Origin of the sequence: Pectobacterium sp. F1-1 (genome assembly GCF_025643735.1) — a bacterium.
Classification (GTDB): domain Bacteria; phylum Pseudomonadota; class Gammaproteobacteria; order Enterobacterales; family Enterobacteriaceae; genus Pectobacterium; species Pectobacterium colocasium.
Window position 1 is genome coordinate 2,626,406 of the sequence record NZ_CP104733.1, and the last position, 13,327, is coordinate 2,639,732.

General features: G+C 46.7%; 9 protein-coding genes. 5 read left to right on the forward strand and 4 right to left on the reverse strand.

Annotation, left to right across the window (positions count from 1 at the left end):
- The first annotated feature begins 273 nt into the window (after positions 1-273).
- A complete protein-coding gene (locus tag NAL19_RS11560; RefSeq protein ID WP_225084832.1) occupies positions 274-1,314 on the forward strand; it encodes a DUF481 domain-containing protein in 1,041 nt (346 codons plus the stop codon).
- 73 nt (positions 1,315-1,387) lie between these two features.
- Here the strand turns inward: NAL19_RS11560 and NAL19_RS11565 are convergent, their stop codons facing one another.
- Positions 1,388-2,074: a gamma-glutamylcyclotransferase gene (locus NAL19_RS11565; RefSeq protein WP_015840489.1), complete on the reverse strand. Its 687-nt coding sequence runs from the start codon at positions 2,072-2,074 to the stop codon at positions 1,388-1,390.
- A gap of 440 nt (positions 2,075-2,514) precedes the next feature.
- Between NAL19_RS11565 and NAL19_RS11570 the strand changes: the two genes are divergently transcribed.
- The 3 genes from NAL19_RS11570 (at position 2,515) to dauA (ending at position 6,563) form a co-directional block, all read left to right on the forward strand.
- The gene (locus NAL19_RS11570; protein WP_263057403.1) at positions 2,515-3,318 is read left to right on the forward strand and encodes a siderophore-interacting protein; all 804 of its coding nucleotides are present in this window, start codon (positions 2,515-2,517) and stop codon (positions 3,316-3,318) included.
- A 286-nt stretch (positions 3,319-3,604) separates the two neighbouring features.
- On the forward strand, positions 3,605-4,705 hold the full coding sequence (gene chaA / locus NAL19_RS11575) for a sodium-potassium/proton antiporter ChaA (RefSeq protein ID WP_225084834.1): 1,101 nt from the start codon (positions 3,605-3,607) through the stop codon (positions 4,703-4,705).
- A gap of 163 nt (positions 4,706-4,868) precedes the next feature.
- Positions 4,869-6,563, forward strand: a complete 1,695-nt coding sequence (gene dauA, locus NAL19_RS11580; RefSeq protein WP_263057404.1) for a C4-dicarboxylic acid transporter DauA — start codon at positions 4,869-4,871, stop codon at positions 6,561-6,563.
- Between the two features lie 113 nt (positions 6,564-6,676).
- Here the strand turns inward: dauA and rdrB are convergent, their stop codons facing one another.
- From rdrB to NAL19_RS11595, 3 genes are all read right to left on the reverse strand, one after another.
- The gene (rdrB, locus tag NAL19_RS11585) at positions 6,677-9,259 is read right to left on the reverse strand and encodes an antiviral RADAR system adenosine deaminase RdrB (RefSeq protein ID WP_263057405.1); all 2,583 of its coding nucleotides are present in this window, start codon (positions 9,257-9,259) and stop codon (positions 6,677-6,679) included.
- A gap of 9 nt (positions 9,260-9,268) precedes the next feature.
- On the reverse strand, positions 9,269-11,869 hold the full coding sequence (gene rdrA / locus NAL19_RS11590; RefSeq protein ID WP_263057406.1) for an antiviral RADAR system adenosine triphosphatase RdrA: 2,601 nt from the start codon (positions 11,867-11,869) through the stop codon (positions 9,269-9,271).
- Between the two features lie 147 nt (positions 11,870-12,016).
- Positions 12,017-12,412: a hypothetical protein gene (locus NAL19_RS11595; RefSeq protein WP_263057407.1), complete on the reverse strand. Its 396-nt coding sequence runs from the start codon at positions 12,410-12,412 to the stop codon at positions 12,017-12,019.
- A gap of 138 nt (positions 12,413-12,550) precedes the next feature.
- On the opposite strand from NAL19_RS11595, the gene folM reads away from it, so the two are divergent.
- Entirely contained in the window at positions 12,551-13,273 is a 723-nt protein-coding gene (gene folM / locus NAL19_RS11600) for a dihydromonapterin reductase (RefSeq protein WP_225084837.1), read from the forward strand.
- Positions 13,274-13,327 lie beyond the last annotated feature (54 nt).

Genomic DNA, 13,327 nt, shown 5'->3' on the forward strand with positions numbered 1-13,327 from the left:
TGGCCTGAAATCGTCTGGGCCAGAGAAGCCTCTCACGCATAATGACGTTCCTTTCGATTGGCTCCAAAATGTGACAGACATCGCGTTATAGCCGTTAATCATCAATAGCAACTTTTATAACTATTTACATTCTAATCAATTACCGTTTTCGGGTAGAGCATCACTTCGATTCCTGTTAATGTTTGCCGTTCCGGGCTAAACCGGTTCGTTATCAACGGCTGTACGTCTTTGACGGACATCTCAATACATGTCACCACTGTTTACTTGGCAATAATGACACTATCCAAACACGCAATCTCTTCCCTCAGCCTGGTTATCGCCCTCTCTGCTGGCATTACGCAGAGCCGCGCTGACACCATTTGGCTGAACAACGGCGACAAGCTCACAGGGAAAATCACGCTGCTTGACGGCGGTAAACTCTTTATCAACACCGACTATGCTGGCTCTATTTCTGTAGCCTGGGACAAGGTGAAAACCTTTGAATCCGACCATGGTCTGGTGATTCAAGGCGAACGTTACGAGAAAGGCGTTTTGTATCCGACGATCAAAGCGGGCGAAAACCGCGCCATCATCGCGAACCCGTCGCTGGCTAACGAAGCCGCTGGTCCACAAACATTGCCGCTTTCCGAGATCACGTCCATCGTCGCGCAGAAGCCACTGGTGACCGATTTCGCCTGGAAAGGCAATATTGACGCCGGTATGTCGCACAAGAAGAGTTCGACAGAAACGGATAACTACGATGTGACGCTGAACACCAAAGCCCGTCACGATACGTGGCGACACAACCTTGATGCCAGTTACCATTTGGCAAAAGAGGATAAAGTCGAGAGCACCAAGAATGCGGCTGGCGAATATGCGCTGGATAAATTCGTGGATGAGAACTGGTTCTGGCAGGGTCGTTACCAGTACAAACGCGACTGGATCGAAAGCATTAAAATTAACCGTTCCTTCGGTCTTGGTCCTGGTTATCAGTTCTGGGATAACGACTTAGGCGCGTTCTCTCTGACGTCGCTGGTCAACTCCCAAACCTTCGTATACCGCGATCAGGGCGAGGATGACTTCTATTCTGGTGGCATAAAGTGGGCGTACAACCGCTATATATTCAGCAAATCCGTTGAAGCCTTCACAAACGGTGAATTGGGGCGCTCATTTGATGGCACTGCGCCAATCTACCTGAAAGCGGATGCAGGCCTGCGCTTCAAGCTGACCGACTGGTCTTCTATGACGATGAAAGTGTCACGTACCCGTATCGAAAGTAATCAGGGGAATGTTGACGACACGCTGTACACCATGGGTGTTGGCGTCGGCTGGTAATTCGGTCGCTTCATTCGTTTCAAGGTGAACGGCGACATCGTCGTTCACCTAAACGCTCACGCTCGTCGCGCCGTTATTGTCCGTTCCCTGCCGCCGCAGAGCACGACTGTTGCAAAATACGCACCCGTTGCGCCAGCTCGCTCACGCTTGCATCTTCCGTCCCGTGATTTTTCAGCTCTTGCTCCAGCGCAAACAGATATTGCGCATTGGTGCCGAGCGGCCCGCTCGCACGGGCAATCAGCGGGGCAACGCTCTGAATACAGGTATCATTTTCATTCAGGGGATGTTCCGGCTCAGACACAAACACCAGCGCCGTCAGCGGTGCGCCGTTTTTCCGCTGCAGCTCACACCAAAGCGGACGATAGCACCCCGTCAGCATTTCGCGCTTCCAGAGCAGTTCCAGATCTTCACGCAGAGAAGCCTCCGGTAGACGGAAAGCCAGACCTGTCGTTTGTCCACCGGGCTGCAACGCCAGCATCCGCCCCGGCTGAGTTACCGTGCCGCGACCGATGGTGAGACGCAGGCAAAAAGCACGCTGCCACCCTGTCAGCGTGGCCAGACAGGTTTCTTCGGCGTCAAAAACCGGGTTCCACATTAGTGAACCGTAGCCAAATACCCAGACCGGACAGCTATTGGGCCGGAGCGCCAGCATCCTGTCCAACGAATCAGCCCGCTGTTGCGGCGTGAGCAGTAAGGTTTCTTCAATACAACCAAAAGACGTTCTACAATCTGCTTTCTGCAAAAAATCGCGTGTTAACACTACTTACCACCCCCAACCTTACTCTTTTCCTGCTCGTCAGATCGGCTCTCGCCCTGCGTTTAAAAACCTAACTGCTTCATCTGCTTAATTTTACAACACCATCAATCTTGAGGTTATTCATTTATGGCTTTGCGATCAAGTTTGATAGTGGTCACAAAAACTAAAAAAGTTCGTGATAATGTTTCACTCACGCAAGATTCCGCTTTTATATCAACTAATCGGCAACTCGCCGTCAGACTTGACGTATTCCTGATACAAACCTCATTTTTGTGACGTCAGGAACCTGCCGGAAGCCGTATGCTTGACGTGAAAGCTCTCGACATCAATAAAAAGTATTCACTACGACAAGAATAATAACGGGCAGACATCAAATGATAATAATTATCATCTCGTGTTATTATCATCCTTAATTTGGAATCGACTATCCACGGAGACACTGAATGGCAACGCCGCGTCAGCCTGTTTTAGTTCAGGTGAAACACATCCACGATATTTCCCCTCATTTACGCTGCATTACGTTCCATCACGACGCGTTGCGCGATTATCCGGCCGAGCGATACGGTGCACACATCAAGCTCTTTTTTCCTCAGGCAGGACAGCAAAAACCAGCGCTGCCCGCGATTGGCGAACGCGGCCCGGTCTGGCCAGAAGGCGAAGCCCGCCCTATCGTTCGCACCTATAGCGTTCGTGCGCTGCGCCCAGAAGAGGCAGAGCTGGATATGGTTTTCGCCCTGCATGAACACGCCGGACCTGCCGTCACGTTTGCCCGTCAGGCCAAACCCGGTGACTGGGTTGGTATTTCACAACCCGGTGGCCCGCTCCCCATGCTGCCGCCAGCGGCCACTTATTATCTGGCTGCTGACCCGTCGTCGCTCCCCGCGCTCATGGCGCTGCTAGAGAATCTGCCTGATGACGCTCAGGGGCACGCAGTGATCCGTGTCGACAGCGAGGCGGATAAACTCGCTATCGCTAAACCCTCACCGCTTCAACTGCACTGGATCGTCGGTGGAACAGAGGCAACCGACGCGCTGTTGCAGCATTTTCAGGCGCTTCCGACGGCTGAAAATGCGTTTTACTGGTTAGCGGGTGAAGATCGTATCGTGGTTCAGCTTCGCCGCCACGTGCGTCGCGAGCGCGGGTGTGAACGAAATCAGATGTATGCCGTGCCTTATTGGCGAGAAGGGTTAAATGAAGAGGATTATCATCATAAACGCCACGATATTATGGATAATCCTGACGAATAACCCTAAAAAATATATTTGATATTATTATGATAGGGAGAAGATACCGGAATTCTCCCTTCTCAATTAAATTTTACCTCAAAGCGTAAAAATCCGTAAAACTCCCCGCATCGCATCGACAATCTGTTATTATCTTGTTCGTTTTATTACGTTATAACTACTTTCTAGTAACCTTTTGCTGTTTATTGTCGTTTTATCTCCGGCACCATTCGGGTGGCCGATAGGCTAGCTTGAAGTATGACGGGGATATTTTGCCGCATTATTCCTCTGGATAAGGAGAACTCCCGCAATGAAGTCTCATGCTGAGGTGGTCAAAACTCGCCATCATGAATATTCCCTCATTTTTCCTGTTATTGCGCTGGCCGTGCTCTACATGTGGGGCAGCTCACAAGATTTTATCGCCATTCTCGGTATTAACGCCCTCGCGTTAGCCGGCATACTTTTCAGCGCGTTCAGCGTGGTACGTCACGCCGACGTGCTCGCACACCGTCTGGGTGAACCCTACGGGTCGTTGATCCTCAGCCTGTCCGTCGTCATTCTGGAAGTCAGCCTGATTTCAGCGCTGATGGCAACCGGTGACGCAGGCCCGGACCTGATGCGTGACACACTCTATTCCATTATCGTGATTGTCACCGGCGGCCTGGTCGGTTTCGCCCTCTTGCTCGGCGGCCGCAAATTCGCCACGCAGTATGTTAATCTCAGCGGCATCAAGCAGTACCTGATGGCGATCTTCCCATTGGCGGTGATTGTGCTGGTTTTCCCCAGCGCCTTGCCCGATGGTAATTTCAGCGTATCGCAGTCGCTGATTATTGCCGCGATTTCCGCGGCGATGTACGGCGTGTTCCTGTTGATCCAAACGCGTACGCACCAAAGCCTGTTTGTGTATGAGCACGAAGACGAAGGCGACGGCGACGATCCTCATCACGGTAAACCGTCTGCGCACAGCTCGCTGTGGCACACCGGCTGGCTGCTGATTCACCTGATTGCCGTTATCGCGGTAACCAAGATGAACTCCATGCCGCTGGAAACGCTGCTGACCGAAATGAACGCGCCGACACAGTTTACTGGCTTCCTGGTCGCGCTGTTAATCCTCTCTCCTGAAGGATTGGGAGCGATCCGCGCCGTCCTGAAAAATCAGGTACAGCGCGCTATGAACCTGTTTTTCGGTTCCGTGCTGGCGACCATTTCACTGACGGTTCCTACCGTTACGATCATTGCCATGATCACTGGCCGCACGCTGAACTTCGGTCTGGATATGCCGCACATCGTGGTGATGCTATCGGTGCTGGTGCTGTGCCACATTACGTTCTCCACGGGTAGAACCAACGTATTAAGCGGTAGTGCGCATCTGGCGCTCTTTGCCGCCTATCTGATCACCATCACGCTGTAACCCCTCTGCCGACGCGGTTTTCGCCGCGTCGGCTCCGCAAGACTGCACTTCTCTTGATGTATATCTGGATCTTCTGAGCGCGTCCGGCGTATCGTAAGGCTGTCGTCGACGGACCGGCAGGCCCGCCATGTTGATTTACTTCCTTACTTTGGTTTCTGCTTAGATGAAAACGCACGGAATTAACGGCATCAGGCCGTTCAGCGCGCTGATTGACGCGTGCTGGCGCGAAAAATATACGCTGCAACTTTTTACCCACGACATTATCGCTGGCGTTACCGTCGGTATCATCGCCATTCCTCTGGCGATGGCTCTGGCCATTGCCAGCGGCGTTCCTCCACAGTACGGGCTCTATACCTCGGCGATTGCCGGGATCGTCATCGCCCTCAGCGGCGGTTCGCGCTACAGTGTGTCAGGCCCGACAGCCGCCTTTGTCGTTATTTTATATCCCGTGTCGCAACAGTTCGGGCTCTCTGGCTTGCTGGTTGCCACCTTGCTTTCCGGCGTGTTTCTACTGCTGATGGGGATCTGCCGTTTCGGGCGTTTGATTGAATATATCCCACTCTCCGTGACGCTAGGGTTTACCTCTGGGATCGCTATCACCATCGGCACCATGCAAATCAAGGATTTCTTCGGCTTGCAGATGGCCGTGGTGCCCGAACATTACGTCGAAAAAGTGGCAGCGCTGGCGCAATCGCTGCCTACTCTGCACCTTGCGGATACATTGATTGGGGCCACGACGCTGCTGGTTCTCATCCTCTGGCCCAGACTCGGTATTCGCCTGCCCGGCCATTTGCCCGCGCTGCTGGCTGGCGTCGCGGTAATGGGGATCATGTCGCTGCTCGGTGAAAATGTAGCAACCATCGGTTCCCGATTCAGTTATCTGCTGGCGGACGGTTCGCAAGGGCAAGGGATTCCGCCCATCCTGCCGCAACTCATTCTGCCGTGGGATATTCCGTCACCGGATGGAAAGACGATGACGCTGGATTGGCAAAGTATTTCCGCTCTGCTGCCCGCCGCATTCTCGATGGCGATGCTGGGCGCGATTGAGTCGCTACTGTGCGCGGTCGTGCTGGACGGGATGACGGGCAAAAAACACAATTCTAATGCGGAGCTGATGGGGCAAGGTTTCGGTAACATCATCGCACCCTTCTTTGGCGGAATTACCGCGACCGCTGCGATTGCCCGTTCCGCCGCCAATGTGCGCGCTGGCGCAAACTCGCCGATCTCCGCCGTGGTGCACGCACTGTTGGTGCTATTGGCGTTGCTGATACTTGCGCCGTGGCTGTCTTATCTACCGCTGGCGGCAATGGCATCGCTGCTGCTGATTGTCGCCTGGAACATGAGCGAAGCGCATAAGGTAGTAGATTTACTGCGTCACGGACCGAAAGACGACATCATCGTGATGCTGCTTTGCATGTCGTTGACCGTACTGTTTGACATGGTGATCGCCATTACGGTCGGCATTGTGCTGGCATCCCTGCTCTTCATGCGGCGCATCGCGCAGATGACCCGTCTGAGCGAGCTGCCGGACACAAAAATACCGGACCATCTGGTCCTGCGTGTTAACGGCCCGCTGTTTTTCGCCGCGGCAGAGCGCATCTTCAACGATCTGACCGTGCGCAGCGAAGGCTATCAGAATATCATCTTACAGTGGGATGCGGTGCCTGTGCTGGATGCGGGCGGGCTGAATGCGTTCCTGCGCTTTAGCGACACGCTGCCAGAAGGCAAGCAGCTCATCATCACCGACATTCCCTTCCAGCCGTTAAAAACGCTGGCGCGGGCGAAGGTCCACCCGATTGAAGGACGGCTCAGCTTCTACGGTTCATTAGCGCAGGCGATTGAGGCGACCACGAAGTAAAATATCGCATAGTGTGAATAACACTATGCGATATGGTGGCAATAGTTCTGTTGATTATATAGCATTACCTTTATTGATAATGCTATTTTCAGCAATATCAACAAGCCGTTTTATTATAACGAGTCTTGAGAGAGATGATTGGTTCTAAAAATATCAACCCCCTTCTGGCGTATTGAATTTATCCATAAATCAGACATCCAAGCACCTATATTGTAACATTGAATGGCTGCCTCTCTCATTAATCGATGCTCATTGGCTATTGTTGTAGGCATTAGTGCACTATCATCAGTATTGATACATACCGCCAACGGCCCCGAACGTAAACCATAACGGTTATATTTTTCTCCCGGTTTTAACCATTCTGGTTGCGGAGGATTCCAGCGAAATAGTGGATGCTCGTGATACTTCCCAAGCCGACCGATATAAATATTAGAGGTAGGGCAGGCTTCAATAACCAATCCAAGGCGGCTGTACTTCTCCATCAAGAAATCCTGAATTGCTTCATACAAACGCATTTCGCCTTGCGATAAAATATCTTCATCATCACTGACACGAGTAGAAAATAGTTCTCCTTCATCAGGCTGACAATTAACAGAAATAATTCGATTAAAAGGACTACTCTTTTCTTTCTCTATTCCGCTATCAAGATAACGCTGCCAAAATATCCGAGCTTTATGTGCATCTACGGCATCATTTGATAATAACCACTCACCATCTGGAGCCCATTCAGAAAAATTGGTCATATCTGACTGCATATCTTCATAATCCGGCCAGTTACGACGCAGCAGCCAAGCACGATATAATAAATTAGGCGTACACACATCCTTATATAATAACTGAGACCAGTGATGAATTTTATCCCTTAATTCATGCATAACGGGAACATGTTCTACAGTATGTTGTGAGAGCTGAACCGCCTGATGATACGCCCAAACCATATTGTCTAGGTGCTGTCCCGCTGTCAGATAAGCGCGTCGTTGACGATGAGCCCAATCGTTAACATCGATACCCAGTGCTAAACCATGTCCCAGACGATCTCCCTCGCGGAGTTGACAAAATTCAACGGCCTCATCAATCGCTCTTAAACCGCTGAGCAAATGGCTATAATCTTCTCCTGCATGTACCGTGATGAAGGGGCGTTGCAACCGAGTGGACATTGACATACCACCTGGATGTTTTGCCGCTCTCAATACACGTAATACAGGAGCAAAAATCTCTATTGGGAGCTCATTTTCATTTCCTGCAACATCATAACCACGAACGAGTCGGCGTAAATCAACATTGCGTGGTTCGCTGTTATATTCATCGCAGGTATAAGGTGTTTCTTTAATTGTGACTGAAGCACTAAATTCTTCAAATGCACGAGTTTGCTTTAATAATTTCGCACGAAACTCCTGTACTCGTCGATCATAAGGATAATTTACATCAGGTAACCCTCGGGTGAAATGGACAACCAGATGAGCGTGCTCTGGAATAAACTGTTTTTCGTGACTAGAATAGAAATCCATTAATTTATGGTGATAAATATTCGCTCTTTTTCCATTTCCTAAAACAACATCAGGAGAAACTCGATACTCACGAAATGTGTTGGTGTCCATATCGAATCGAGCCACTTCCTTCTTAAATAGCGTTTTATCTTGTCTGCGAGCATCAAAACCGAAAAACTCAACGAATTGCCCCAACCCTACCGCCGAAACCACCATGTAATTACGTAACACATGACTAACGCGGATGAAGTTATCTAAACAACTAAGATAGTCAACTCGATGCTGTCCAAATATCAACCCAGCACAGAATAGCATCCAACGGTGATGCCCTTGCATATGAGATTGCATCGAGATATGCAATAACCGCTGTTGTAAGGTCGACGGCTCATAAATTTGAGTAAAATCATTCAATAGCCGAATATTAACCGATGCTTGCGAAACGATTGCATCATTTAATAATGTGTAATTTATGCCTTTTGATGACCGCTTATGCTCTTTTTTATCACTTTCGCCATAAATACAAGATAATAGACATGCCACGTACCCGGAAAAAAAATCAGGCAATTTATTCTTATTCAATAAGTCACTTTCAAAAAGTGTGTACTCTTCACGGCGTGGCCATTTTAGATCTTTTTTTAGTTTACCGTCCCCATTGATAAAACTCAGCATCGATAATGATGAATAGCCATGTCCGTTAAAGTGGACATGATTATCCGCATAGGCAGCATCATTTCTCTCACTAGGGAAAGCAAATGCACACTGCCTTCCGGTTAGAGTTTCAATAAGTTCATGTTCAGATAGCCCCCCCCTATCCACTAAGCTCATGTAAGAAATAACGATTACCCAAGCAGGATCAATGATAGAACAAAGCATAATCCAAGCTTCTAGCTTTTCACGACGAACTTCAAAGCAATCGCCAACCCAAATAAGGAAATGATCAGCAAGTTTTGCCAACACACCCAAACTACCTAGTGTACCTGAAGGTAGATCCCAGAGTTCTGCATTACCTTTTATATCTTCTTTTCGTAAACTCCCTCCAAAATAGAGTTGATAATCCTGAGCAGCCAAATAGAGCGTGCTACGTTCATTATCCAAGTGCTCCTCCAAACGTGGAGCTTTTTGTAAATGCTGTTTTAACCAATAATTAAATAACCTATCTGAGGTAAGATAGGTTACAGGGATAAGCCATCGAGGATCTTGATTATACATATAACATCCTTAATCATTGTTTTCTAAAACATGAGAAAGGCCATTAAACATCCAACTTATGTGTCCACGAATTTTTAATTGTGAGCGTATATATTTATCGGATTTCATTCTTTCGTATACTCGTCTAGCCTCAGCAGGATTTTCTTCAGCCCAATCTGCCACCTCAGATGTTTTAATCGTCAGATTACCTGATTGAATATAATAATACTCTTTTAGTTCCTCAAAACTCATCCCCTCAATTTCATTTACCACTTCAGGATTTTCATTATTATTTACAACACGACTACTCCCGATTGGATATGCATCCATTTTAACCAATTTAAAAATGGGATGACACCACATTGCTTTGAGTAAAACAGCATAATCATCTTTTTTAAGAGCGCTAATTTCATCACCTGAGTCGGAAGGTGGCGTTAATATATTTGAAATATTTTTTGAAAGCGTTCTATCCGTTTGTGTTAATTTAGTATAACTACGCACCGAACTGGATCTGGCTCCAGTAGCGACATTTGTTTTTATTACTATCCCTTCACGAACAAATGATGCCAGTGCATTGATAAATATATATTCAAATCGCTTAGCAAGATCAGAAAGATGTTCATCTTTAAAACTATCTTTATCTTTAACCATATTCTCCCTTAGCACTTTCAACTGTGTAAATGTCTTATTGAAAATAACACTAATCAAAGGAATTAAATTTCTACCTTTTAGAGATGGTATTTTATTTACATTAATCCACTGATAAATATCTTCAATAATTGAATCCATTTCATGACTATATTCAACCGGAATACTACTTTCTTCTTTTTCATCACTCTTATCATCTCCCTGCTCATCAATTATTTTAGTAGGATTTAAAGAAAATATTGAATAAAAAGGGGTGCGTAGTAACATTTTTTTAAACTGAACCTGGAATAGTTCTTTTTTATCACACACAACTAATAAATTATCTGTCACAGCCAACATTGACCAAAAAAGCACTTCAAACGCGCGACTAAAGAAAATATTATATCGTCTGTTTTGTTGTCGGCTATAATAATCATGATGAGTATAGATAGCAATTAATACCTTATCGCTATAACTATTACCCTCAGCAATATCCTTGCGGACATACATCTGATCCATAATAAATTCAAGCGGAGGCAAGCTACGTACAATATTATTGTTCACATCAGAAAAAACAGCATTAAGAATATCTTCATTTTTATTTTTAGCATTTAAATCCCCTATGCATTGTATCTGTTGACTATAATAATTCTTCATTGCCCAGCGGTAACGTCCTTTTTGCATCAGTGGGTTAAATGCTATCACTTCCTTCAAATCCAATTCATCTGAACTCTGCATTGAATTAATCATTAAGAAAGAATCCGCATTCGTTAACGCTACACCATCTTGTTTTTCCTCTGCCCACACGGAAAAACCTCGCCAGAGACGATCTTTATTCTCATCATATCCCTCCAACATTGTAGGGGTTAATAATCGAGTAAACTGTGTAATTTCCCTGGCACTTTCAGGCTGTGGCCAATCAGTACTTCTTTCTTGTCCATTACATAAAGCATAAAAAGTAGCTTTAATTTTCTTTTCATATTCATTATATGTTATATCTTTAGTTGGCTCATCTGCACTATTTTTATATTTTATTTTTAATTTTGATAAAAGCTGTCTAATTGGAACCAACGGCAATCTGTCATGATTAGGGAATACCTTCGTTAGATAAGCGGCAGATAAACGTTCGGCAACTGCTTTTCCTTCAACAAAGTTACTGGCATTTTTGTTTTTAGCTAGTGATTCTTCAAACCTCATCGTTGTAATATGGCGATATAGACCATCATCACCACTCACAAGGGGTAATATTAAAGGGCAGGAAAGCAAACAACGGATATCATCTAACACACCAAAAGCATGGTCAATTTTCATATCAACATCATCAATTGGCAATACCAATGCATCGCAACCAAGCAACTCCACACTGGCAATTAAAAACTGATGAAAATAGTGTTCAATATGTATCCCCGAACGATATTTTTGTATTCTATCTATCCCTCTAAATTCATCAAACTCAGAGGATTTACCTAATGCTCCTGATAGGTTTTTTAATGAATGGTAAAAATCATCTTTTATTTCTTGCTTAATATCAGGACGTTTTAACGCTTTATCGACAGATGCATAAACAGTAGCGATAATCACTTCTGAAAAACGATCGTTTATGTTTAATAAAGTTGGATCTATCACATCAATAAAATGTAGATTAGGTGATTTATTGGATTTCTTGGTGTGTCTTTTCCACACAGCTTTGGCATTGTGTAAAAAAACCGTTTTACCCGTCCCTCTCGCTCCACTAATGAATATAGCATGATGATAGCTACTAAATTTTTCTGGGGAAATTTCATTTCCAACATGGGCATTTTTATAACGTTTAGCCTCTTCACCCATTTTATTTAAGAGATGCACTAACGTTTCATTTGCATCTTGTTGCCACAGTCCATTTTGCTCACTCTCTTCTTCAAATGAAGAGAACTCATCCTGATACTCTGGAGAATCAAGATTAAGGATTATTTCACCAGACATAACCACCTCTAAAATAATTAAAAATTTAATAATAACCACCATGAATCATTTCTTTAAAATGAAAACCACTGATAATGAGACATGTAAAATCAATCACAGGATGTAATTAATAGATGGCGCTAACATATTTTTATAAAAAAACAGCAAAGTCAATCAACGAGTTATTTTTCAAAACAATACTTATTTTCTCTACATACAAAACCGGACGGACAGGCGTTCACCCCGCAGTGTTAAATCCAGCGCCGCGTCACATTCGCGGCTAATGGCGCTCAGTTGCTCGTTCGTCAATGAATAAGGCAGTTGGATATCAAACACGTTCAAGCCTTGCTGACGTGCCAGCGTAATCAGCCTGATAATGTTGGTTTCATCACTCACCTGCGTAGAAAGTACCTGTAGCGCCAGTCCCTTCAGTCGCTCCTTCGGCGCACTCTGCCGAGCCGTCTTGGTCACCATGCCAAAAATGGGCATCACGCCGTACATCGCATCCACAAAACGCCAACGTTTCTTACACAGTGCCGCCAAATAATCCGTATAGTCCAGACAGAGTTGCTCACCGGAACTTGTAGACTCAGGGGACTTTTCCATATTCCCTCCTCTCCTCTTCGCCAGTGTCTTGCTGCGCACTACCCTGACGGGTATAAAACCGTAACCTGTATAGTGGTTAATTAAGGTATATTGTCACGGTTCGCACCCTTTTGACTAGCGTGTTGAGGAGACCTAATTGTGACAACTTTTTCTTCTGCTCCCGTGTTAATTACCGGCGGCGCACGGCGTATCGGGCTGGCACTGGCGCGTTCGTTTCTGGCTCAGTCGATTCCGGTCATCATCAGCTATCGCACGCCTTATCCCGAGTTGGAAGCACTACAGCAGGACGGTGCAATTTGCCTGACCGCCGATTTTTCCACCACGGAAAATATCTATGCGTTTGCAGAAGAAATCCAGTCACTCACGCCGCGGCTGCGCGCCATTATTCACAATGCCAGCCGCTGGGAGCCAGAAAGCCCCACCATACCGCCAGAGCAAACGCTGGCCGATATGCTGCAAATTCATGTCTATACGCCCTACTTGCTCAACCAGTTACTGGAATCTTGCCTGCGTGGGCAAGGCGTGGCTGGCGCGGATATCATCCATCTGACGGATTACGTGGTAGAAAAAGGCAGCGACAAACACATTGCCTATGCCGCCAGTAAAGCGGCGCTGGATAACATGACGCGTTCGTTCGCCCGCAAACTGGCGCCGGAGGTGAAAGTCAATGCGATCGCCCCCGGTCTCATCCTGTTTAACGAACAGGATGACGACGCCTATCGTCAGCAGGCGCTGGACAAATCCCTGATGAAAATTGCCCCCGGCGAAGCGGAAATTGTCCGACTGGTGGATTATCTGTTCAGCAGCAACTACGTCACCGGAAAAACGCTGGGCGTTGATGGTGGGCGGGCTTTGCGTTAAAGCCCTGAGTCTCAATGTGAGGATAAAAACATCACCACCAGCGAAGTTCGTCAG